This window comes from Microbacterium lacticum, from assembly GCF_006716815.1.
GTDB lineage: Bacteria > Actinomycetota > Actinomycetes > Actinomycetales > Microbacteriaceae > Microbacterium > Microbacterium lacticum.
Genome location: NZ_VFPS01000004.1, coordinates 24,980 through 45,625, shown reverse-complemented (window position 1 = coordinate 45,625; position 20,646 = coordinate 24,980). Strand labels below are relative to the sequence as shown.

Sequence of the window (20,646 nt, the reverse complement as noted above, 5' to 3'; positions counted from 1 at the left end):
CCTCACGACTTCTCGGCGAGAACGTCGTCGATGACGGTGCGCAGGATCGAGCCGCTCTCGATCTGGCCGATGAACCGTGCGGCGACGCGGCCCTGCGCATCGAGCACGAGCGTGACGGGCACCGACTGCAGCGGCGTCCAGTCGGCGAACGCGAGCTTGAGGTCGGCGTCTTCCTTCGCGATCAGCGACGGGTAGGTGATGCCGTAGGTCTTCTCGAAGGCGGTCGCCTGCTCGGGGCCGTCGTAGATGTTCACGCCGAGGAAGCGCGCTCCCTGCGGCGAGACCTGCTGGTAGGTGTCTTCCAGCGTGGATGCCTCGGCACGGCACGGTCCGCATCCGGCGTACCAGAAGTTCAGCACGAGCACGGTGTCGTCGTAGTCGGCGCTCGACACGGTGCTGCCGTCGACGGCGGTGCCGGAGAACTCGACGGCGGCCTCGCGCTGGTCGACGGGGATCTCCTGCACGCGACCGTCACCGGAGATGAAGCCCTGCCCGCCGCCCTGCTGGTACTGCGAGACGAGGTCGTCGTTCGCGCTCGTGCAGGCGGTGAGGGTCGCGGCGAGCGCGACCGCGGCGATGCCGGTCCAGATCCTGCGGCCCATCACACCGCTCCCACGTCGATGCTGCCGGCGGTGGTCGCCGGTTCCGCGTAGTCGACCTCGGTCCACTCGTCGCCGTGCCGCTCGAAGCTCGTGACGCTCGACAGCGCGCAGCGTCGCTTGCGCGGGTCGTGGCGCAGCGGCTGCCCAGCGACGGCGAGGTGCGTGATCCAGATCGGCAGCTGGTGCGAGACGATCACGACGTCCCCGCCGTCCTCTTGACCCCAGGCGTCGCGCATCGCGGCATCCATCCGCTGCACCACTTCGAGGTAGGGCTCGCCCCAGCTCGGGATCGAGGGATCGCTGAGGTAGCGCCAGTTCGCCGGGTTCGCGAGGGCGCGTCGCATGCGCTTGCCTTCGAACACGTTCGTTGGCTCGATGACGCGTTCGTCGATGATCGCGTCGAGGCCGAAGGCCGCGGTGAACGGCTCGGACGATTCGCGCGTGCGCTGCAGCGGAGAGGCGTACAGAGCGGCGACAGGGCGACCGAGGTCCTGCACATACTCCGCCGCGGCGGCCGCCATGCGTCGCCCGTCCTCGCTCAGCCGGAAGTTCGGCAGCCGTCCGTACAGGACGCGCTGGGGGTTGTGAACCTCTCCGTGGCGCACGAGGTGGAGGCGGTCGGCGGGCACCCGTCAAGTCTACGGGGCGCCGGTTGTGGACGGGCTGAGTGGATGCCTCGGGCGCCCGCCCGCTCAGTACTGCGTCACCAACCCGAGGCACGGACCGAGCACGATGAGCCACGCCGCGGCGACGATGATGAGCATCCCGGTGGCGAGCTTGCGCGTCTGCGGGAAGAACATCATGACGATCGCGCCGACGGCGATGACCATGAACGGGATGAAGAACCCGATCCCCGACCCGCCGCCGGCGCTCAGCAGCAGCAGCCCGAAGAAGAACGCCACGAAGTGCAGGCCGCACCCGATTCCCGCGCCCGCACCGACGCCGAGCGGCTGCGACCCGCGTGGCGGCGGCGCGTACGACTGCGCGTACGCACCCGGAGGGTAGGCCCCCGGAGGGTACGCGCCGGGCGGGTACGCACCCGGAGGGTAGGCGCCGGGCGCGGACGCACCAGGCGGATACGCGCCGGGCGGATATGCCCCCGCCGGATACGCCGGCGGCTGCGCGGGGGGCACCGCCGGAGTCGGGTTCTCCCCCGGCGGCGGCGCTGCAGGGGTCTGTCCCGCCGCTCCCTCAATGGCCGGGTCGACGGGCTGCTCGTGCGCGGGCTCGTCGGCGGGGGTGCGCTCGGGGTCGTCAGGCGTGCTGCTCACGGGGGCTCCTGTTCTGATCGGCGACGGATGCCTCGACGGCCGGCATTCCCGGCCCGAACGCCCCACGGCGCGCCATGACGGCGATGCGGGCGAGCAGGATCGGGATCGTGACCATGAGGAAGAGCTGCGGGCGGGTGAACCCCATCCAGGCGATGTCGTTGCCGCGGACGAACTCGATGAGAAAGCGGAAGACGCCGTACGCCGCGATGTAGAGGGTCAGCGTCTCGCCCGCGGCGATGCGGCGGTGACGCAGCCAGAACCACAGCAGCGCGAAGGCGGCGGCGTGAAAGGCGATCTCGTACACGAAGCTCGGGTGCAGCGGGACGCCCGCGGGCGATCCGGTGCGAGCGGCGGCGTCGGGGCTCAACACGATGCCCCAGCCCTGACCGGTCGGCGTGCCGGGACGCTCGGTCAACAGGCATCCGATGCGCCCGATGCACATCGCGAGGGCGACCGCGGGGGCGAACAGGTCGCCCGTGCGGTCGGGGTAGCGCACGATGCGCTTGGCCACGTGCACACCGAGCCACGCGCCGACGAGCGCGGAGAGCATCGAGGCGTTGCCGTGGATGAGCTGGTCGACGAAGCTCAGGTTCTTCGACGGGTCGAGGTGCTGCGCCCACGTGCCGAGGCGCGACAGGATCGCGGCCCCGGCGAGCGCGCCGAGGACGAGGTAGGGGATGCGGGGATCGCTCACCCCGCGGCGCCGTTTCTCGATCAGGAACACGACCCCGGCGGCGCAGAGGCCGAGCGCGACGAAGGTCTCGTGGCTGCCCCAGCCCGGCAGCCACGGTGCGAGATCGTTGAGGGTCGGGAACACCGCTCAGGCGCTCCCCGGCGAGAGGACGCGCACCCAGAGCAGCACCCAGAACGGGGTCGCCGCGGCGGCGAGCACCGCGACGGTCCAAAGGTAGATCAGCACGTTGCGGGTGTCACCGAGCTTGCAGCGCGAGCGCAGCAGTCCCGCCCGGCGGGCACGCGCGTACCCGGCGATCGCCACAGCCGCGAACGTGAGCACCGCGACCGGGCCCGCGACGCACGCGATGAGGGCGATCGTCGTGAAGACGCACAGCCGCAGCGGATCGTAGGGCGCCGTTGCATCCGGCACCGTCTCATCGCGCCGGTTGAGGTGCGAGTAGTCCGCGCCCGAGAGGTCGGCGGCGCTCACGTCGCCACCGTCACGGGCAGCTGTCGGCGGCCGCCGGACCCGATGCTGGTCGCGCCACCTGTCGCGTCCCCTCCCGCACGGGCGGCGGCGCTGCCGGTCGCGGTCGAGATGCGTGTGCGCGAGAGGGGCGCCCACGCCTGTACAGCGCAGAACGGCGCGCACTGGTGGACGGAGGTCTCTTCGTTCACGGTCGCGACGTGCACGCAGCACTGCGTGAGGCGCTCCTCGATCATCGTGTTGATGTCCATGAACGGCTTCACGGTGACGCGCAGCACGCGATCGGCGAGCATGCGGCGCAGCCGCTGATGCTGACCGGGCAGCTTCGAGGCGGCGAGGGTCGCGAGGGTGCCGATGCCGAGGTCGCAGTTCACGCAGATGTCGCGCCAGATGTCGCTCATCGACGGATGCGAGAGCGACGACTGCTCGCTCAGCAGGTCGAGCAGCGAGCTCTTCACGACGTCGCGGATCGCCTTGTTGACGTTCGAGTCGGCGATCCGGTTCGCGAGGAGGTCGGGGTTGAGGTCGAGGAACTCCTTCAGGCGCTCGTGGCCGATGAGCCCGACGAGCGAGCGCCACTCGCCGCCGTCGTCCTTCAGGAAGTAGCCGACCGAGCAGCAGTGCGGGTGGCTGCAGGGCAGCGCCGTGAGGTCGCGCCAGGTCATGAGGTCGTTCGTCTGCGGGCCGAGCCGCGCGAGCACACCCGTGTGGGTGAGCCGCTCGTTCGGGTCGATGCCTGCGGAGCGCCCCGAGCCGAAGACCGGTTGGATCGTCACGCCGCCGACGTACGGCGTCGCCATCGCCCGGCGGATGACGGCGCCGATCTCGCCGTCGTTGACCCCGAGGGCGGCGGTCATCGTGAGCGTCGTGAACACCCCGGCATCCGACAGACGCTCTAGGGCGCGCTCCTTGAAGCGGCGGATGTCGGCGCCGCGATGGTAGGCGGATGCCTCGGCCGACTCGCCGTCGTACTGCAGGTAGACCTCGACGCGTTCGCGGTGCTTCTTCAGCGTCTGCACGAACGCGTCGTCGTTCGCGATGCGCAGGCCGTTCGAGTTCAGCAGGATGCGAACGATGGGGCGTGCGACCAGCTGCTCCAGCAGCTGCTCGAGCCAGGGGTAGAGCGTCGGCTCACCGCCCGAGAGCATGAGCACGTCGATCCGCTGGTTCTCTTTCGCGAGGCGCGCGTCGACGGATGCCAGCACCTCGGCCAACGGCGCGATCGCGCTCGCCGCGGGGGTCGATTCGGCGAAGCACGTGGGGCACCGCAGATTGCAGTGGTCGGTGAGGTCTTCGAGCAGGATGCACGTGTGCTGGGTCTGCATCTGCGGCAGCCCGTCCTCGTACGCCGAGGGCACGGGCTTGAAGTTCGCGGTCGTGTCGGGCCCGTGCACTTTCGTGGGCGCGGTCCACTGCTCGAGATAGCGCAGCAGGTCGGCCGACTCGTCGTAGAGCGTCGAGATCAGGCCGTGGTCGGGGCATCCGCGTTCGAGCCAGACGGTGCCGTCGCGGTCGGCGAGCCAGCCCGACAGCCGGCGCACCTCGGAGAGCGGGCGGTCGGGATCCTCCTCGTGGCAGCGCGGGCAGAACGCGTTGACGTAGCGGTGGATGCGGTAGTCGCGCAGCGGCATGCCGGCGCCGGCGGCGGGGGTCATGCTCCGACGCTAGTGCACGGCGCCTCTCAGGCGGGGTCGCTGTCCACAGCGCGTCGGCGCCCCTGCCGACCGCGCAGCTGGCGCACGCGGGTGACGGTGAACCAGACGAGGGCGGCCGCCGCCGCAGCGATGACGACGTACTGCAGGATGCCGGCGTACTCCTCGACGATGTGCCACTGCTCGCCGAGGAGGTACCCCGACAGCACGAAGACGCTGTTCCAGAGGAGCGACCCCGCGAGGGTGAGCAGCCCGAACCGCCAGAGCGGCATGCGCACGACGCCGGCGGGGATCGAGATGAGGCTCCGGAAGATCGGCAGCATCCGACCGAAGAACACCGCCTTGCCGCCGTGGCGGGAGAACCAGGCGACCGTGCGGTCGACGTCTTCGACGTGCAGCAGCGGGGTGCGCCGCGCGATCGTCCGCAGCCGCTCGAGGCCGAGCAGCGCGCCCAGGCCGTAGAGGGCGAACGCGCCGACGACCGAGCCGGCGGTGGTCCAGAACAGCGCCTCGAACAGCGTGAACGACCCGCGCGCGGCGGCGAGCCCCGCCATCGGCAGGATCACCTCGCTCGGCAGCGGGGGGAAGAGGTTCTCGAGCGCGATCGCGATGCCGGCGCCCGGCGCCCCGATGAGATCCATGAGGCCGACGACTCCGTCGACGAGCGCGGTCAACCAGGAGCCGTCGGGAGTCGTCATGCCCGCGACGCTACGGGGACAAGGTGACGAGAACCTGAGCGGATGCCGGGGGCCGCGCGCCACCCCACTGAGAGCTCGCGCACCCCGAGCGCACGGCGCCCGCCGCGTAGACTGGCTCCTCGTGACCGAACGCACCCTCGTGAACCAGCTGCAGTCCCGTGAAGACGGACCCGTCCGCGTCTCCGGATGGGTCGAGACCGTCCGCGATCAGAAGAAGGTGCAGTTCGTCATCCTGCGCGATGAGACCGGCGCCGTGCAGCTCGTGAACCCCGCGACCCGCCCCGACCCGGAGGGCGCCGAGCAGGATGCTGCGGCGCTCGAGCTCACCGCACTCATCTCGGAACTGTCGACCGGCACCTTCCTGACGGTCACGGGCGACCTCAAGCACGACGAGCGCGTCAAGCTCAGCGGTGTCGAGATCAAGATCGGCGGCCTCGAGATCGCCGCCGCGGCCCTGCCCGAGACCCCGATCGCGGCCGACAGCGGCCTCGACAAGCGCATGGACTGGCGCTTCATCGACCTGCGCCAGCGCCGCAACAACCTGATCTTCCGCATCCAGACGACGCTCGAGCACGCGATGCGCAACTACTGGGTCGAGCGCGACTACGTCGAGATCCACTCGCCCAAGCTGATGTCGACGCCCGCCGAGGGCAACGCCGAGCTCTTCGCGCTGGAGTACTTCGGCGACCAGACGGCCTACCTCGCGCAGAGCCCGCAGCACTTCAAGCAGATGGCTCAGGCCGCCGGCTTCGGCAAGGTGTTCGAGATCGGCGACGTGTTCCGCGCCGACCCGAGCTTCACGAGCCGCCACGCGACCGAGTTCACCTCGATCGACGCCGAACTGTCGTGGATCGACTCGTACGAAGACGTCGCGCAGATGCAGGAGGAACTGCTCGCGGTCGCCTTCCAGGCCGTCAAGGACAAGCACGCCGACGAGATCAAGGAGCTCTTCGACGTCGACGTCGTCGTGCCGAGCCTCCCGTTCCCGCGCATCCCGCTCGCCGAGGCCCGCGAGATCGTGAAGGGCCGCGGCTACGACATCCCGCGCACCGATGGCGACCTCGACCCCGAGGGCGAGCGCCAGATCTCCGCGCACGTGCAGGAGACCTACGGGCACCAGTTCGTGTTCATCACCGACTACCACCCCGAGATCCGGCCGTTCTACCACATGCGCGACGCCGAGACCGGCCTCACCTGCAGCTACGACCTCCTCTTCCGCGGCACCGAGATCACGACGGGCGCGCAGCGCGAGCACCGGATCGACGTGCTCGAGGCGCAGGCGGTCGAGAAGGGTCTGTCGCTCGAGGGCCTCGAGCACTACCTCGACTTCTTCCGCTACGGCATCCCGCCGCACGGCGGCTTCGGCATGGGGCTCGCACGCGTGCTCATGCTGATGCTCGGTCAGGACTCGATCCGCGAGGTCACCTTCCTCTTCCGCGGCCCGACCCGTCTCGCCCCCTAAGGCCGTCTCACTCTGGTCTCGTCTCTAAGCTGACGGCCTGATCTCGACGCTCGACGCTCGACGCTCGACGGACTGCACAACGTCCGCGCCACCGGCGGCACCCCGCTTCGCGGAGGCGGATCGACGCGGCCCGACGTGCTCTACCGCTCCGACGCGCTGAGCAGCCTGACGCCCGCGGGAGTCGAAGAGCTCGCGGCGAGCCCGATCGGGGTGATCGTCGACTTCCGCACCGAGCAGGAGCGGCACTCGGCGCCCGACGTGCATCCCGACTCGCGCCCGTGACACCTACGGCCGAGGAGCCGACTACCTGCGCGCCGCGGGGCTCACCGACGGCGACCTGACCGCGTTGCGCGCGCGACTGCGCGGCTGACTCTTCCGCACCCGGCTGGCCAGGGCTCGCGTGTGAGCGTGCGCTGGCGTCCGCCCACACGCCTCCGGGGATGAAGGGGCACGACGAGCACCGGGAAGTTCGAGCTGTACACCGACACGGGTCGTCGAGGTCACGAGCTGACCCTCACCGCGGCGCGGCACCGTCATGCCCGAGCCGGCATGACCGCGGGCATAGCCTGAGCGGGTGCCACACGAGCCCTTCCCCCCTCGCCCCGCCGGCCGCACGGCCACCGCCGCGACCGAGAAGGTGCGCGCCGCGCGCGACCTGCTGTTTGCCCACGCCGACGACTACGACGGCGCCGTCGCCGCGTTCGCGTGGCCCGAGCTCGACGAGTTCAACTTCGCCCTGGAGTGGTTCGATGTCGTCGCGCGCGAGCAGCCCGACCGCGCCGCCGTCACGATCATCGACGCCGACCTGGGCGCCCGCTCGTGGACGTACGGCGAGCTGTCGCGGCGCTCCGATCAGGTCGCCGTCTGGCTCAGCGAGCGGGGACTTCGCCGCGGCGACCGCGTCGTCGTCATGCTCGGCAACCAGATCGAGCTGTGGGAGACGATGCTCGCGCTCACAAAGCTCGGCGCCGTTGCCATCCCGACGACGACGCTGCTCTCGGCCGACGACCTGGCCTACCGCGTGACGCACTCGGGCGCCCGGGCGATGATCGCGCCCGCTGAGGCGACTGACCGCGCGGCGGACGTGGATGCCGGGGTGCTGCGCATCGCCGTCGGCGAGGCATCCGGGTGGATCTCCTTCGCCGATTCCGATGCGGCCGGTGACGTCTTCGAGCCCGACGGACCCACTCCCGCGGGCGAGCTGAACCTGCTGTACTTCACGTCGGGCACGACCTCGGCGACGCCCAAGCTCGTGCGGCACACGCACGTGTCCTACCCGGTCGGCCACCTCTCGACGCTGTGGTGGCTGGGCGTCCGACCGGGCGACGTGCACATGAACATCTCGTCACCCGGGTGGGGCAAGCACGCGTGGAGCAACTTCTTCTCCCCCTTCCTCGCCGAGGCGACCGTGTTCGTGTACACCTACGACCGCTTCGATGCGGCGACCCTCATGCACGTCATGGACACGCACAAGGTCACGACCTTCTGCGCCCCGCCGACGGTGTGGCGCATGCTGATCCAGGCCGATCTGACGCAGCTCACGCAGCCGCCGCGCGAGCTGCTCGGTGCCGGTGAGCCGCTCAACCCCGAGGTCATCGCGCGGGTGCGGGATGCCTGGGGCGCGACGATCCGCGACGGTTACGGTCAGACCGAGATGACCTGCGCGATCGGCAACTCCCCCGGGCAGATCGTCAAGGACGGCTCGATGGGTCGACCGCTGCCCGGATACCCCGTCGTGCTGCTCGACCCCGACACCGGCGAGGTCACGAACGACGAGGGCGAGATCTGCCTCGACCTGTCGCACCCGATCCTCGGCCTCATGGACGGGTACCACGACGCGCCCGACCGTACGGCGCGCGCGACCGAGGGCGGCTACTACCGCACCGGCGACATCGCGAGCCGTGACGACGACGGCAACCTCACGTACGTCGGGCGTCGTGACGACGTGTTCAAAGCATCCGACTACAAGATCTCGCCGTTCGAACTCGAGTCGGTGCTGCTCGAGCACCCCGCTGTCGCCGAGGCCGCAGTCGTGCCGAGCCCCGACCCGGTCCGGCTCGCCGTGCCGAAGGCGTACGTGCGGCTCTCCGCCCAGGCACCCGAAAACCACCGTGAGGCCGCGCGCGAGGTCTTCGCGCACTCCCGGGCCCGCCTCTCGGCCTACCAGCGGGTGCGGCGCCTGGAGTTCGTCGACGAGCTGCCGAAGACGATCTCGGGCAAGATCCGCCGGGTCGAGCTGCGCGCCGCCGAGTCCGCGCGGGGCAACGAGGCGCCCGCGGGCGAGTTCAGCGACCGCGACTTCCGCTGAGCCCTGTCAGATCTCGAAGTCGACGGCCACTCGGTCGGCGACGACCGAGCGCACATAGGCGACCACGACCTGGTGGTCCGGGTGGGTCTGATAGGCCTCGAGCGCCGCCTGATCGGCGAAGTCGGCGACGAGCGCGACGTCCCAGTTCGTGCCGCCGACGACGTCGGGGCCGACCGAGATCGCCTCGATCGAGGGCACGACACCCTGCAGGGCGAGGAGGTCCTCTGCGATCTTCCGGCCCTGCGCGGCCTTCTCGGCGGGGTCTTCGGTGGCGAGGCGCCAGGCGACGATGTGACGGATCATGCGGGGTCTTCCTCCGGTGCTGGGGTGGTGTCGGGCGCGGGGCCCGTGGATGCCGCGGCCAGCGCGTCGCGCAGTCGCGCCGCGTCGAGCCGCCAATGCGCGTGCAGACGGTCGTCGATGAGCACGACCGGGATCTTCTCCCACCACGCGTCGTACAGGGCCGCGTCGTCGAGGATCGAGACCTCCTCGACCTCGACGTCGTTCTCGGGCAACTCGGCGACGACGACGTCGACGATCTCGCGTGCGACGTCGCACAGGTGGCAGTCGGGCTTCGAGATGAGTGTGAGGGTCGTCACGGCATCCATCCTGCCCCTCGACAGGCTCGGAGACCAAGACAGGCTCGGAGACCAAGACGGGGTCGGGGACCGACCGGGGCCGGAAACACGAAGCGCCCGTCCAGACGGACAGGCGCTCGGTGCAGATTACTCAGAATCCAGGGCCGCTCACTTCTTGTTGCGGCGCTGGTGGCGAGTCTTGCGAAGCAGCTTGCGGTGCTTCTTCTTCGCCATGCGCTTGCGGCGCTTCTTGATGACAGAACCCACGGAAAACCTCACTATGTCAGGGGTCTGGACGCGGATCTTTCGCGCCCGGGAACGGGCATCACGAAAAATGCCCTCGGAACAGTCTAGCCGACGTCGGCGATAGGCCGTTGCAGGGCCTCGGTGACGGCCGTCTCGGGCAGGCGATAGCTGCGGCCGAACCGCACAGCCGGCAGCTCGCCCGAATGCACGAGGCGGTAGACGGTCATCTTCGACACCCGCATGAGTTCCGCCACCTCGGCGACGGTGAGAAAGCGCACGTCCGACAGTTCTGCCATGTCTTCTGATCCCCCGAATCCCGGACTCCCCCGAGTCCTGCGGCGCATGACCGCGCCGCCTGCTCAGCCTAGGGGGCCGATGATACGCGTGTAAACCGATGTGAACGCTGTGATGAACCTGTGCCGGTTCAGCGGCCGGGGATCTTCTTCAGCACACTCTCGAAGGCGTGCTTGGTGGATGCCGCGGCGCGCCCCACCAGGTCGGCGGCAGCCGCGGCCGAGTCGGTCAGCCCGGTGCCGGCCGCAGCGTCGGCGGCGGCGATGCCGTCGTCGAAGAAGGGGACCAGCCAGTCATCCACCTCGTCGAGCGGCGCGGTCGACAGGCTGTAGTAGCGATGCTGGCCCTCTTCGCGCACCGAGACGAGCTCCGCCTCGCGCAACACCTTCAGATGCTTCGACACGGTCGGCTGGCTGACACCGAGCTGGTTGACGATCTGCGAGACGCTCGTGCCGTGCTCGCCCGAGGCCGCTCGCTCGCGCAGAAGCTGCAGGATGTCCCGACGGGTACCGTCGGCGATCACGTCGAAGATGTCCGCCATGCCCTTAGGTTAGCCCGCGCCGCCGCCCGAGTACCATGACAACGACCCAGCGGCAGCGAACGAGGAGAGGAGGCGGTCATGGCGGAGGACTCCGTCGTCGTCCGCGCCGGGCGGCGCCTGGCCGCATCCGCCACCCGTTTCGGTCACGGACTGCGCGAATTGGCGATGGCCTCGCCGTCTCGGTTCGCCGTCCTCGTCTTCCTCGCGCTCATCCTGCTGTTCACGGCCCTGTTCTCGTTGCCGGCGGCATCGGCCGACGGCACCCGCACGCCGTTCGCCGACGCCCTGTTCACCGCCGTCTCGACGATCTGCGTGACGGGCCTGTCGACCGTCGACATGGCGACGCACTGGTCGCCGTTCGGGCATGTGCTCGTCTACATCGGGGTGAACGTCGGCGCGCTCGGTGTCCTGACCCTGGCATCCATTCTGGGTCTCGTCATCTCGAAGCGCCTCGGGCTGCGGGCGAAGCTCATCGCCGCGGCCGACACGAACCCGCTGCGCGCCCACGGCGGCCCGGTCAACGAGGGGCAGGCCGTGCGCCTGGGTGAGGTGGGCCAGCTGCTGTCGACCGTCGCACTGTCGACCCTCGTCATCGAGGCGGCGCTCGCGATCCTGCTATATCCATCGTTGCTGATCAATGGCGTTGACCCGGTGACGGCACTGTGGGAGGCGCCGTTCTATTCAGCGATGGCGTTCACGAACACCGGGTTCTCCCCCAACGCCGGTGGGCTCACGCCGTTCGCGCACGACTACTTCTTCCTCACCGTGCTGATGATCGGCGTGTTCCTCGGGTCGATCGGGTTCCCCGTCATCTTCACGCTGTGGCGTCACCACTTCCACGTGCGACGGTGGTCGCTGCACGCCAAGCTCACCGTCATCACGACGGTGATCCTCTTCTTCGTCGGCGCCGGCGCGTTCCTCCTGCTCGAGTACGACAACCCCGAGACGTTCGGGAGCATGGATGCCTGGGACACCACCTTCCAGGCATTCTTCCTCTCGGCGATGACCCGCTCGGGAGGCTTCTCGATCATCGACATCTCGCAGCTGAACGGGTCGTCGCTGGTCGTCGGATCGATGCTGATGTTCGTCGGCGGCGGGTCGGCCTCGACGGCCGGCGGCATCAAGGTGACGACGCTCGCGGTGCTCGCGCTCGCTGTCTGGTCGGAGGCGAAGGGCCGCCCGAGCGTGCAGGCATTCGGTCGGCGCATCCCGAGCGACGTGCAGCGGGTCGCGCTGTCGGTCGTCGCGTGGGGCGCCACGATCTGCGCGATCTCGACGATCACGATCGGCCAGATCACGAAAGCGCCGATCGAGGACGTGCTGTTCGACGTGATCTCGGGATTCGCGACCGTGGGGCTGTCGACGGGGCTTACAGCGAACCTCCCCGATCCGGCCGTGTACGTGCTCGCGCTGACGATGTTCATGGGCCGCGTTGGTACAGTGACTCTCGCCGCAGCGGTGGCTGCGACGAACCGATCGCAGCACTATTCGCTGCCCGTCGAGAGGCCGATCGTTGGTTGAGCAGCACCGTGGTTGAACAACTCAGGAGCGACGCTCCCGTCCTCGTGATCGGCCTCGGCCGCTTCGGTGCCGCGTGCGCCGGCGAACTCGACCGCCTCGACCGCGAGGTGCTCGCGATCGACGAGAACCTCGACCTCGTGCAGAAGTGGTCGGAGCGGGTCACCCACACGGTGCAGGCGGATGCCAGGAACATCGAGGCGCTCAAGCAGATCGGGGCGCAGGACTTCCAGGTGGCGGTCGTCGCGGTCGGGTCGTCGATCGAGGCATCCGTTCTCATCACGGCGAACCTGGTCGACCTGAAGGTGCCGCAGATCTGGGCGAAGGCCGTCTCGCAGAGCCACGGCAAGATCCTCGCCCGCGTCGGCGCGAACCACGTGATCTACCCGGAGCGCGAGGCCGGCGAGCGCGTCGCGCACCTCGTCTCGGGGCGGATGCTCGACTTCATCCGCTTCGACGACGACTTCGTGCTGGCGAAGATGTACCCGCCGAAGTTCATCCGCGGCATCAGCCTGAAAGAGTCGGGCGTGCGCTCGAAGTACAACGTGACCATCGTGGGGGTGAAGAGCCCGGGCAAGCCCTTCCGCTACGCGGAGGAGGACACCGTGGTCACCAACCACGACCTGATCATCGTGGCGGGCACCAGCAGCGACATCGAGCGGTTCGCCTCGCTCGATCGCTGACCCGCGCCGCCGCCCGGGCGGTCGCGCGGGGTCGGGACTTCACGCCGAGAAACCACTTCACCCCCGAGAAACCACGGCACACCTGATTTCTCGGGGAGGGAGGTGGTTTCTCGCGGGGCTCGGGGCCGGGCGGGGAGAGTCAGGCGCCGGCGGCGAGCTCCTTGGCGCGGGCGACGGCGGCGTCGGTCGCCTCGGAGAAGAGCCCGGCGAGGTTGGCGCCCTGCAGCACCGCGACGGCGCGCTCGGTCGTTCCCTTCGGGCTCGTGACCTTGCGGCGGAGCTCCGCCGGATCCTCCCCCGTGGCATCCAGCAGCGCGGCGGCGCCGATGAAGGTCTGCTCGGCCATGAGGCGCGCATCGGCATCGCTGAAACCCTTGCCGCGCGCCGCCTCGGTGAACTCCTCGATCAGCAGGAACACGTACGCCGGCCCCGACCCCGAGATCGACGACAGCGCGTCGATCTGCGCCTCGGGCACCTCGATCACCACGCCGCACGTCTCGAACAGCGCGCGCACGAGCGCGACGTCGTCGGAGGATGCCGCGGTGCCGGCCGACACGCCGGTCACCGCCTTCCCGACGACGGCGGGGGTGTTCGGCATCGCGCGCACGACGGGCACCCCGTCGCCGACGATCGCCTCGAAGGTCGCGAGGGTGACGCCGGCCGCGAGGCTCACGACGATCGTTCCGGGCCGGAGCGCGGGCGCGATCTCGCGCAGCAGATCGGACACCATGACCGGCTTCACCCCGACGAGCACGATGTCGGCAGCCGCGGCGGCGGCGAGGTTGGCGTCCGGGGCGTCGGCCAGCGCGACGGAGGTCACGCCCTCGAGTCCGGCGAGGGTCTCGGCCTTCGCGGCGCTGCGGTTGGTGACGGTCACGCGGGGGGCGCGACCGGAGCGGGCGAGCCCCGTCGCGATGGCTCCTCCCATCGAACCGGCACCGAGGATCGCGATCGTGGGGAGGGTCTGAGCCATGGCATCCATCCTACGGATCCCGGCTAACTGAGAGTCCATTCAGGTCCCTAGGGGGCGGGGGTAGGATGCCGTCATGACCCTCCTGGACGGCATCACCTCGCGCCTCATCGACACCGATCGGCTGACCGTGAACATCCTCGAGCGGGCAGGCGACGACCCGGCCACCGCGCCGGAGCAGACGGTCGTGCTCGTGCACGGCAACGTCTCGTCGAGCCTGTTCTGGCAGGAGCTCATGCAGGATCTGCCGAGCGATCTGCGGGTCATCGCGATCGACCTGCGCGGGTTCGGCGAGACCGAGAGCCTGCCGGTCGACGCGACCCGCGGTGTTCGCGACTTCAGCGACGACGTGCGCTCCACCCTCGTCGCGCTCGGCATCGAGACGGCCCACCTCGTCGGCTGGTCGATGGGCGGCGGCGTCGTCATGCAGTACGCGCTCGACCACCCGGCGCTCTCGCTCACCCTGCAGGCCCCCGTCTCGCCCTACGGGTTCGGCGGCACGCGCCGCGACGGTTCACGCCTCACCGACGACGACGCGGGCACCGGAGCCGGCGGGGCGAACGCCGACTTCGTGCAGCGACTCACCGACCGCGACACCACCGACGACGCCCCCACCTCACCCCGGAACGTCTTCCGCTCCGGCTACGTCGCACCGGGCTACACGAGCGAGCACGAAGACCTCTGGGTCGAGTCGATGAACACGACATCCACGGCGGTCGGCAACTACCCCGGCGACGGCGTGGAGAGCCCAAACTGGCCGGGGTTCGCGGCCGGAAAGATCGGCGTGCTCAACACGATGGCGCCGGGCTACTTCAACACCTCGGGCATCGTCGATCTCGCCGTGAAGCCGCCGGTGCTGTGGGTGCACGGCACCGTGGATGCCATCGTCTCGGATGCCTCGTTCTTCGATCTCAACCACCTCGGCGCCATCGGCGTGATCCCCGGCTGGCCGGGCGAGGAGATCGCCCCCGCGCAGCCGATGGTGTCGCAGACCCGCGACGTGCTCGACGCCTACCGTGCCGCCGGCGGCACGGTCACGGAGGTCGTGCTGGAGGGCGTCGGGCACTCGCCGCACCTCGAGCGTCCGGCCCTGTTCCGGCGCGCACTGCTCGAGGTGATCGGCTACATCGGACGGCCCGCCGACCCGGCGCCGCCGACCGAGACCATCATCCTCAGCTCGTCGGACTGAGCAGCCCGCCGGCCAGGCCGCGGCGTCAGCGGCGCGGGTCGAAGAAGGCCCGCAGGAGCGCCTGAGACTCGGTTTCGCGCACGCCGCCGACGACTTCGGCCCGCACGGGCAGCCGCCGATCGCGCAGCACGTCGTAGACCGAGCCCGCCGCCCCGGCCTTCTCGTCCCAGGCGCCGAACACCACCCGGCCGACGCGCGCCTGCAGGATCGCACCCGCGCACATCACACAGGGCTCGAGCGTCACGGTGAGCGTGCAGCCCTCGAGGTTCCACGAGCCGAGCGACTCCGCGGCTGCCCGCAGGGCGACGATCTCGGCGTGAGCGGTGGGATCGTGGGTCTCTTCGCGCAGATTGCGTCCCTCGCCGAGGCGCGTGCCCGAGGCATCCATCACGACGGCACCGACCGGGATCTCGCCGGCGACGGCGGCCTCCGCGGCGAGCGCGAGGGCGCGGCCCATCGCCGCGTCGTCGGCGGGCGGCGTCGGAAGGGTCACCGGTCCAGCGTAGAGGCGCGGCGAGCGCCGGATCGGCGGATCGGCCCGAACCTCGCTCCGGAGCCCGAGGGCTGAGTCGGGGCGCCCCGACGCCGTAGGCTGGATGCCATGCGCGTGCACGTTGCCGATCACCCCCTCATCACCCACAAGCTGACGGTGCTGCGCGACGAGCGCACCCCCTCGCCGGTGTTCCGCCAGCTCACCGAGGAGCTGCTGACCCTCCTCGCCTACGAGGCCACCCGGAACGTGCGGGTCGAGGAGATCGAGATCCAGACCCCCGTGACCACGACGACGGGCGTGCGGATCTCGGAGCCGCGCCCCCTCGTGGTGCCGATCCTGCGCGCCGGGCTCGGCATGCTCGACGGCATGGTGAAGCTCCTCCCCACCGCCGAGATCGGCTTCCTCGGCATGGCGCGCGACGAAGAGACCCTGCAGCCGTACACGTACGCGGAGCGCCTGCCCGAAGACCTCAGCGACCGCCAGTGCTTCGTGCTCGACCCGATGCTCGCCACCGGCGGCTCGCTCGGCGCGGCCATCGACTTCCTCTTCGCGCGCGGCGCACAGGACGTCACCGCGATCTGCATCCTCGCCGCCCCCGAGGGCGTCGCGAAGATCCAGGAGCAGGTCGGCGACCGCGACGTGACCCTCGTGCTCGGCGCCCTCGACGAGGGCCTCAACGAGAAGGGCTACATCGTGCCCGGCCTCGGCGACGCGGGAGACCGGCTGTACGGCACCGTCTGAGCGCGCCCGCGAGCGCGACCGGTTCGGAGTACCGCCACGTCCTGGAGCTGCTGGAGGAGGCGACCCGGCCAGGCAGGCCCGCGCCCGCCCACGTCTGAGGGCCCCGGGGACACAGTGGGCCGCGCTGGAGTCACCCGCAGGAGTCCTCCGGGGCCCCCGGCGCTGTCCGGGAGCTCCGGGGTGGGCTTACAGTGTGGGGAGGAACCACCGAGTTCGCGCGCGCGGTCGGTCGTCCACCCCTCAGTGGGTGTCCCCGAACCAGGCCTTCCAGTAGGCGAAGAAGTTGAGGTTCCCCCCGCTCGAACAGCTGGAGCCGGAGCCTGACAGCGCAGCGTCGTCGGGCTGGTAGGGCGTGTAGTTGTAGAGCCCCGCCGTGGCCTGGTTCTCCATGGTGACCACCCGTGACCCGCAGTCGGGATCCGGGTTGAACAGCACCGGCCTGGTCTCACCTGCCCGGAAGCTGAAGTGGCCGGGATCGCCCTCGTAGACGCGGAACTGGTGGGCGGCGAACCAGACTTGGCGGGCGAACCCGCTGAAGTCATCGTTGCAGGTCGCAGTGTCGGGACATGCGTAGCCCATGGCGGAGCGGTAGCGGGAGGGGACCAGCGCGGGGCCGGATGCCGTGACCAGACCCTGTTCCTTCTGCAGGATCACCAACAGTGCCTTGGGGCTCACGCCGCAGCCCTGGGCCGCCTTGGTGAGGATGGAGGCGGCACTGTCCCCCTCGGACCTGCGCCGACGCGAGGGCCTGCGCCGCGAGGAGCCGCGGCCGGGGGAAGTGCGCCGGGAGGCGGGACGCCGAGAACGGGTCGCGCTGGCGCGAATGTGCCGACCGGGCATCAGGGGCGGGGCCCGTCGCGCAGGTCGCGGAGGTGGTCGACGAGGGCGGGACTCACCCTCTCGATGAGATGCAGCGTCTCCACGAAGTCCTCGTGACCGCCGTACCACGGGTCGGGCACGTCCCAGTCGGCGGGGATGTCCCGTGACGGGTGGGCCGCGGCGTCTCCCGTGCTGCCCGCTGCACCCAGGAGTGGATCGTAGGAGCGGTACATCCGCAGGTCCACGACACCCCGTTCCCCGCCGGGGGCATCGGGGATGACCTCCACCCCGACGCGTTCCGCCAGGCGTTCCAGGGCCCGCAGGTGCTGGCGGGTCATCGCCAGGACCAGGTCCCAGGAGTCCAGCTCTGCGGCACTCACCTGCCGAGCACGGTGGTCAGGAACACGGTGGCCGGCCTCGCGCAGCACACGGGCAGCGCGAGGGTCGATCGGATTGCCGTGTTCCTCGTCAGAGATCCCCGCGGAATCGACCAGGACGTCCCGTGCGGCCGCGGATGCCTCCTCGGCGAGCCGCCCTCCGCGAACTCCCTCCGCGAACTCCCTCCGCGGCTTCCTCCCGCAGTCTCCCGGCCGTCCTCCCTCCTCACATGGAGAGGTAGGCGCGCACGGCCTCGTAACTGAAGCGCGCGGCGCGCGTGGAGTCCATGTGGAAGTCCTGGTCGGCGCGCGGACCGCACAGGTCGGACACCGCGCGCACCGACACCCAGCCGACACCCTCGCCGAAGCAGACCTGGGCCAGGGCGGCGGTCTCCATGTCGGTGGCCAGGGCCTGGGGAAACTCCGCACGCATGGACCCGACATTGGCGGCGGTGACGAAGGAGTCCCCGGACACGACCTGCCCGACCCGCACCCGCTGGCTGACATGGCGGGAGAGGTTCTCGGCCTTCAGCACCGCCAACTCCGGGGAGCGGTGGTCCACGGGCATACGCGGGATCTGGCCGCGCACGTAGCCGAAGGCCGTCGCGTCGGCGTCGTTGTAGGTGGTGGAGGTCCCCACCACGACGTCTCCGACCTCGACGTCCGGGGCAAGTCCGCCCGTGGTGCCCGCGGCGATCACCACGTCGGGATCGACCATCATCAGGGCGCGGGCGGTGGCGGAGGCGGCGTTGGCCAGACCAATCCCGGAGACGACGACCAGCACCGTGGACCCGTCCAGGGTTCCCGTGGTGAAGGTCTGGCGGTGGCGTTCCACCTGCCCGATGGCAGTGGTGCGGGCATCCGGGCCCAGTGCGTCCAGGAAGGGTCCTGCCTCGATGTCCATGGCGCACTGGATGACGGCCCGCACGCCCTCGCGGGTGGTGGGGGCGGTCGGACAGACGCTCATGGGACTCCTCGGGGTACGGGGGCTGGGGTGGGATGTGGGGTCGTGCGGCGGGAGGTGGGCGCGGGAGGGTCCGAGGGCGGCCCCACTCGGGCAGGCCGGGCGCCACAGGAGGGGAGGCGGTCGCCCCGGCACTCAGGAGGCGGTGACGTCCTCCCACTCCGCGCGGTGGGAGAGGAAGTCGCGCACGGCCTCCTGCGCTCCCTCCAACGAGTGGTGGGCGCCCCACCCGCACTGGACCTCGTTGGCGGCGGGCACCGAGGTGGCGGAGAGGATGTCGCGGAAGGTCTGCTCCAGCAGCGGCAGGAAGTCCTCGGTCTCCACCCCGAGCACCAGGGCGTAGAAGCCGGTCTGGCAGCCCATGGGTGAGAAGTCGACGAGCCGGTCGGTGTGGTTGCGCATGAGTTCCGCGGTGAGGTGCTCGATGGAGTGCACGGCGGGCATCTCCAGGTGGGCGACATTGGGTTGGGTGAATCGGACGTCGTACTTGACCAGCACGTCCCCTCCGGGCAGCTCCTTGCGGTCGGCGACGCGGACATAGGGGGCGACCACGGTGCGGTGGTCCAGGTTGAAGGACTCGACGTTCATGCGCTCGCTCATGCCAGAAGTCTAGGTCGCGCCCTCGCCTCCGCGGCCGGCGGCCCCACCCAGGCCCTCAACGGTCGCCTCGAGCACCTACGCGGCTCCGCCCTGGGAATCCGCAACCTCCACAACTACATCCACCGCAGCCTCCTCGAAACCGGAGGATTCAGACCCCGACCACACCCCCAATTGGCTTCATGACCAAGCCACGTATCATCGCCGTCTCGAATCTGAAGGGCGGCACGGGAAAGACCACGACCACCTGCCATCTCGCTGCAGCATTCGCGGCCCAGGACCTGAAGGTGTTCATCATCGACGCGGATCCCCAGGGCTCCGCACTCCGCTGGAGCGAAGCTGCGGACTGGACGATTCCGACCGTCGGCCTTCCGGTGAAGAACCTGCACTCTCAGATCTCGGGCATCGTGCCGCCGGGCACCGACGTCGTCATCATCGCTTTGGCGGTGTTCTGCATTACGGTGGCGGTCGCGGTGCCCGAGTTGATGCCGTTCAGCCGGGCCGCGCGTGAGAAGCAGTTGGACCAGCGTGCGGAGGCGTTAGCCGCACGACGGCCAGTGCTGTCCGAGGAGGCACGCATCATCCGTCGATGCGCTATTCCGTTGTACGAGGGTAGCGGGGCATCAAATCGATTGATGGCCTGGTACATCAGTGCTGCTGTGGCGCCGATCGTCATCTTGGTGCTCGGGGGGTTCTTGCTGGCGTTGTCGCAGCGGCCGGAGGACGCCGCTGCGCCGTCAGAGACCTCAGTCGGATCGACTGTGATCGGGATGGTCGTTTTCGCGGCATTGGGCGTGGTGGCGCTCGTGCTGCTACACGTTGCCGTGCTCGCTCAGTATCGGCGTCCGCGACGGCTTTGGCGAGGTGTCGCGTTGCCGGCCGCGCTTGGGACCCTGCTGCTAGCCGTAATTCCGCTCATGATGACTGCAGTCGCGCGTCAACAGCCTGGTTACGCGTGGACGGTGACCGCGGCTGCGGAGTGGATATGGGCGGCAATTGTCTGGGGAAGTGTGTTTGCCCCGTCGTGGATTGCGATGCCCCGGCTCGGTCTGTTCGGCCAGGTCGCCGTGGCCGCCGCGGTCGACTCTGCCGAACGACAGAGCCGACATCTTCAGGCTCTGCGTCGCGTGACGTCGATTTCGATGACTGCTTCTCACTCGGATACGACGTCTCACACGGACGCTGGCCGTTCGACGCCGGCGTAGGTATGTCCCGGATGAGCGCGGGGGCGAGCTGTAATGAAGCACGCACCGCGCCGGCCGTACCACCGTCGGTGAACTCCCACCGGCGGCGTCGACTGACATCGTGCACGAGATACCGAGCGGTGCACGATGTCGCGCAATCGGCGGGTAGCGCCCGTGGCAGGATCGCCAACGAGCGTGCTGAGCGCCTGCGCGACGTGCAGAGGCCTCTTCTGAAGCCGCCTGAGCTCTCGAAGCGCGTGCTCCGCAACTGTCCTCCATTCGGCCGATGCCGCGGGA

General features: G+C 69.9%; 25 protein-coding genes and 2 pseudogenes. 9 read left to right on the top strand and 18 right to left on the bottom strand.

Going from position 1 to position 20,646, the window contains the following annotated elements; translation table 11 throughout:
• Positions 1 to 2: 2 nt before the first annotated feature.
• The 7 genes from FHX68_RS11555 to FHX68_RS11525 form a co-directional block, all read right to left on the bottom strand.
• A complete protein-coding gene (locus tag FHX68_RS11555; RefSeq protein ID WP_141380570.1) occupies positions 3 to 602 on the bottom strand; it encodes a TlpA family protein disulfide reductase in 600 nt (199 codons plus the stop codon).
• Positions 602 to 1,231, bottom strand: a complete 630-nt coding sequence (locus tag FHX68_RS11550; protein WP_141380569.1) for a histidine phosphatase family protein — start codon at positions 1,229 to 1,231, stop codon at positions 602 to 604. Before FHX68_RS11550 ends, FHX68_RS11555 begins: the two co-directional genes overlap by 1 nt.
• Positions 1,232 to 1,294: 63 nt before the next feature.
• Positions 1,295 to 1,873 carry a hypothetical protein gene (locus tag FHX68_RS11545; RefSeq protein ID WP_141380568.1) on the bottom strand — a complete coding sequence of 193 codons (579 nt, stop codon included), beginning with the start codon at positions 1,871 to 1,873 and terminating at the stop codon, positions 1,295 to 1,297.
• Entirely contained in the window at positions 1,857 to 2,690 is an 834-nt protein-coding gene (locus tag FHX68_RS11540; RefSeq protein WP_141380567.1) for a prolipoprotein diacylglyceryl transferase, read from the bottom strand. The genes FHX68_RS11545 and FHX68_RS11540 overlap by 17 nt, the downstream gene beginning before the upstream one ends.
• 3 nt (positions 2,691 to 2,693) lie before the next feature.
• Entirely contained in the window at positions 2,694 to 3,038 is a 345-nt protein-coding gene (locus FHX68_RS11535; protein WP_229661584.1) for a hypothetical protein, read from the bottom strand.
• Positions 3,035 to 4,690 carry a radical SAM protein gene (locus FHX68_RS11530; RefSeq protein ID WP_244926859.1) on the bottom strand — a complete coding sequence of 552 codons (1,656 nt, stop codon included), beginning with the start codon at positions 4,688 to 4,690 and terminating at the stop codon, positions 3,035 to 3,037. The genes FHX68_RS11535 and FHX68_RS11530 overlap by 4 nt, the downstream gene beginning before the upstream one ends.
• A 26-nt stretch (positions 4,691 to 4,716) precedes the next feature.
• A complete protein-coding gene (locus tag FHX68_RS11525; protein ID WP_141380566.1) occupies positions 4,717 to 5,385 on the bottom strand; it encodes a DedA family protein in 669 nt (222 codons plus the stop codon).
• A gap of 121 nt (positions 5,386 to 5,506) precedes the next feature.
• On the opposite strand from FHX68_RS11525, the gene aspS reads away from it, so the two are divergent.
• From aspS to FHX68_RS11510, 3 genes are all read left to right on the top strand, one after another.
• Positions 5,507 to 6,847 carry an aspartate--tRNA(Asn) ligase gene (gene aspS / locus FHX68_RS11520; RefSeq protein ID WP_141380565.1) on the top strand — a complete coding sequence of 447 codons (1,341 nt, stop codon included), beginning with the start codon at positions 5,507 to 5,509 and terminating at the stop codon, positions 6,845 to 6,847.
• 72 nt (positions 6,848 to 6,919) lie between these two features.
• Entirely contained in the window at positions 6,920 to 7,129 is a 210-nt protein-coding gene (locus tag FHX68_RS11515) for a tyrosine-protein phosphatase (RefSeq protein ID WP_141380564.1), read from the top strand.
• 292 nt (positions 7,130 to 7,421) lie between these two features.
• Positions 7,422 to 9,155: an AMP-binding protein gene (locus FHX68_RS11510; RefSeq protein ID WP_141380563.1), complete on the top strand. Its 1,734-nt coding sequence runs from the start codon at positions 7,422 to 7,424 to the stop codon at positions 9,153 to 9,155.
• Between the two features lie 6 nt (positions 9,156 to 9,161).
• On the opposite strand, the gene FHX68_RS11505 is transcribed toward FHX68_RS11510, so the two are convergent.
• From FHX68_RS11505 to FHX68_RS11485, 5 genes are all read right to left on the bottom strand, one after another.
• Entirely contained in the window at positions 9,162 to 9,458 is a 297-nt protein-coding gene (locus tag FHX68_RS11505) for a Dabb family protein (protein ID WP_141380562.1), read from the bottom strand.
• A complete protein-coding gene (locus FHX68_RS11500; RefSeq protein WP_174799129.1) occupies positions 9,455 to 9,754 on the bottom strand; it encodes a glutaredoxin family protein in 300 nt (99 codons plus the stop codon). The genes FHX68_RS11505 and FHX68_RS11500 overlap by 4 nt, the downstream gene beginning before the upstream one ends.
• 147 nt (positions 9,755 to 9,901) lie before the next feature.
• Positions 9,902 to 10,000, bottom strand: a complete 99-nt coding sequence (locus FHX68_RS11495) for a 30S ribosomal protein bS22 (protein WP_003792170.1) — start codon at positions 9,998 to 10,000, stop codon at positions 9,902 to 9,904.
• A gap of 83 nt (positions 10,001 to 10,083) precedes the next feature.
• Positions 10,084 to 10,275, bottom strand: coding sequence for a helix-turn-helix domain-containing protein (locus FHX68_RS11490; RefSeq protein WP_141380560.1), 192 nt, complete (start codon positions 10,273 to 10,275; stop codon positions 10,084 to 10,086).
• A 128-nt stretch (positions 10,276 to 10,403) separates the two neighbouring features.
• The gene (locus FHX68_RS11485) at positions 10,404 to 10,814 is read right to left on the bottom strand and encodes an ArsR/SmtB family transcription factor (RefSeq protein ID WP_141380559.1); all 411 of its coding nucleotides are present in this window, start codon (positions 10,812 to 10,814) and stop codon (positions 10,404 to 10,406) included.
• 78 nt (positions 10,815 to 10,892) lie between these two features.
• Between FHX68_RS11485 and FHX68_RS11480 the strand changes: the two genes are divergently transcribed.
• Together FHX68_RS11480 and FHX68_RS11475 are read left to right on the top strand one after the other, a co-directional pair.
• Entirely contained in the window at positions 10,893 to 12,335 is a 1,443-nt protein-coding gene (locus FHX68_RS11480) for a TrkH family potassium uptake protein (RefSeq protein ID WP_141380558.1), read from the top strand.
• An 8-nt stretch (positions 12,336 to 12,343) separates the two neighbouring features.
• Positions 12,344 to 13,015 (top strand): potassium channel family protein, encoded by a 672-nt coding sequence (locus FHX68_RS11475; protein WP_141380557.1) that lies wholly within the window; start codon positions 12,344 to 12,346, stop codon positions 13,013 to 13,015.
• A 139-nt stretch (positions 13,016 to 13,154) separates the two neighbouring features.
• Here the strand turns inward: FHX68_RS11475 and proC are convergent, their stop codons facing one another.
• Positions 13,155 to 13,988, bottom strand: a complete 834-nt coding sequence (gene proC / locus FHX68_RS11470; protein ID WP_141380556.1) for a pyrroline-5-carboxylate reductase — start codon at positions 13,986 to 13,988, stop codon at positions 13,155 to 13,157.
• A 73-nt stretch (positions 13,989 to 14,061) separates the two neighbouring features.
• Here proC and FHX68_RS11465 point away from each other — a divergent pair, with 73 nt between their 5' ends.
• On the top strand, positions 14,062 to 15,174 hold the full coding sequence (locus FHX68_RS11465; RefSeq protein ID WP_141380555.1) for an alpha/beta fold hydrolase: 1,113 nt from the start codon (positions 14,062 to 14,064) through the stop codon (positions 15,172 to 15,174).
• Between the two features lie 25 nt (positions 15,175 to 15,199).
• On the opposite strand, the gene FHX68_RS11460 is transcribed toward FHX68_RS11465, so the two are convergent.
• Complete coding sequence (locus FHX68_RS11460; protein WP_141380584.1) at positions 15,200 to 15,631, bottom strand: nucleoside deaminase; 432 nt, start codon at positions 15,629 to 15,631, stop codon at positions 15,200 to 15,202.
• Between the two features lie 144 nt (positions 15,632 to 15,775).
• Between FHX68_RS11460 and upp the strand changes: the two genes are divergently transcribed.
• Positions 15,776 to 16,408, top strand: coding sequence for a uracil phosphoribosyltransferase (upp, locus tag FHX68_RS11455; protein ID WP_141380554.1), 633 nt, complete (start codon positions 15,776 to 15,778; stop codon positions 16,406 to 16,408).
• Between the two features lie 240 nt (positions 16,409 to 16,648).
• On the opposite strand, the gene FHX68_RS11450 is transcribed toward upp, so the two are convergent.
• From FHX68_RS11450 to FHX68_RS11435, 4 genes and pseudogenes are all read right to left on the bottom strand, one after another.
• The gene (locus FHX68_RS11450; protein ID WP_141380553.1) at positions 16,649 to 17,083 is read right to left on the bottom strand and encodes a hypothetical protein; all 435 of its coding nucleotides are present in this window, start codon (positions 17,081 to 17,083) and stop codon (positions 16,649 to 16,651) included.
• A gap of 164 nt (positions 17,084 to 17,247) precedes the next feature.
• Positions 17,248 to 17,724 (bottom strand): annotated as a pseudogene (locus FHX68_RS11445) (arsenate reductase/protein-tyrosine-phosphatase family protein); the annotation flags it as partial.
• Between the two features lie 106 nt (positions 17,725 to 17,830).
• Entirely contained in the window at positions 17,831 to 18,571 is a 741-nt protein-coding gene (gene mtnN, locus FHX68_RS11440) for a 5'-methylthioadenosine/S-adenosylhomocysteine nucleosidase (RefSeq protein ID WP_141380552.1), read from the bottom strand.
• A 132-nt stretch (positions 18,572 to 18,703) separates the two neighbouring features.
• Positions 18,704 to 19,168 carry an S-ribosylhomocysteine lyase gene (locus tag FHX68_RS11435; protein ID WP_141380551.1) on the bottom strand — a complete coding sequence of 155 codons (465 nt, stop codon included), beginning with the start codon at positions 19,166 to 19,168 and terminating at the stop codon, positions 18,704 to 18,706.
• A 30-nt stretch (positions 19,169 to 19,198) separates the two neighbouring features.
• Here FHX68_RS11435 and FHX68_RS11430 point away from each other — a divergent pair.
• Positions 19,199 to 19,351 (top strand): annotated as a pseudogene (locus tag FHX68_RS11430) (ISL3 family transposase); the annotation flags it as partial.
• The gene (locus tag FHX68_RS11425) at positions 19,348 to 20,370 is read left to right on the top strand and encodes a nucleotide-binding protein (RefSeq protein WP_141380550.1); all 1,023 of its coding nucleotides are present in this window, start codon (positions 19,348 to 19,350) and stop codon (positions 20,368 to 20,370) included. The pseudogene FHX68_RS11430 and the gene FHX68_RS11425, both read left to right, overlap by 4 nt.
• Positions 20,371 to 20,646 lie beyond the last annotated feature (276 nt).

Coding starts and splice junctions, on each gene's coding strand:
- FHX68_RS11555 (WP_141380570.1), bottom strand. CDS start 602: ATGGGCCGCAGGATCTGGACCGGCATCGCCGCGGTCGCGCTCGCCGCG.
- FHX68_RS11530 (WP_244926859.1), bottom strand. CDS start 4,690: ATGACCCCCGCCGCCGGCGCCGGCATGCCGCTGCGCGACTACCGCATC.
- FHX68_RS11525 (WP_141380566.1), bottom strand. CDS start 5,385: ATGACGACTCCCGACGGCTCCTGGTTGACCGCGCTCGTCGACGGAGTC.
- FHX68_RS11505 (WP_141380562.1), bottom strand. CDS start 9,458: ATGATCCGTCACATCGTCGCCTGGCGCCTCGCCACCGAAGACCCCGCC.
- FHX68_RS11490 (WP_141380560.1), bottom strand. CDS start 10,275: ATGGCAGAACTGTCGGACGTGCGCTTTCTCACCGTCGCCGAGGTGGCG.
- FHX68_RS11485 (WP_141380559.1), bottom strand. CDS start 10,814: ATGGCGGACATCTTCGACGTGATCGCCGACGGTACCCGTCGGGACATC.
- FHX68_RS11480 (WP_141380558.1), top strand. CDS start 10,893: ATGGCGGAGGACTCCGTCGTCGTCCGCGCCGGGCGGCGCCTGGCCGCA.
- proC (WP_141380556.1), bottom strand. CDS start 13,988: ATGGCTCAGACCCTCCCCACGATCGCGATCCTCGGTGCCGGTTCGATG.
- FHX68_RS11465 (WP_141380555.1), top strand. CDS start 14,062: ATGACCCTCCTGGACGGCATCACCTCGCGCCTCATCGACACCGATCGG.
- FHX68_RS11460 (WP_141380584.1), bottom strand. CDS start 15,631: ATGGGCCGCGCCCTCGCGCTCGCCGCGGAGGCCGCCGTCGCCGGCGAG.
- upp (WP_141380554.1), top strand. CDS start 15,776: ATGCGCGTGCACGTTGCCGATCACCCCCTCATCACCCACAAGCTGACG.
- mtnN (WP_141380552.1), bottom strand. CDS start 18,571: ATGAGCGTCTGTCCGACCGCCCCCACCACCCGCGAGGGCGTGCGGGCC.
- FHX68_RS11435 (WP_141380551.1), bottom strand. CDS start 19,168: ATGAGCGAGCGCATGAACGTCGAGTCCTTCAACCTGGACCACCGCACC.
- FHX68_RS11425 (WP_141380550.1), top strand. CDS start 19,348: ATGACCAAGCCACGTATCATCGCCGTCTCGAATCTGAAGGGCGGCACG.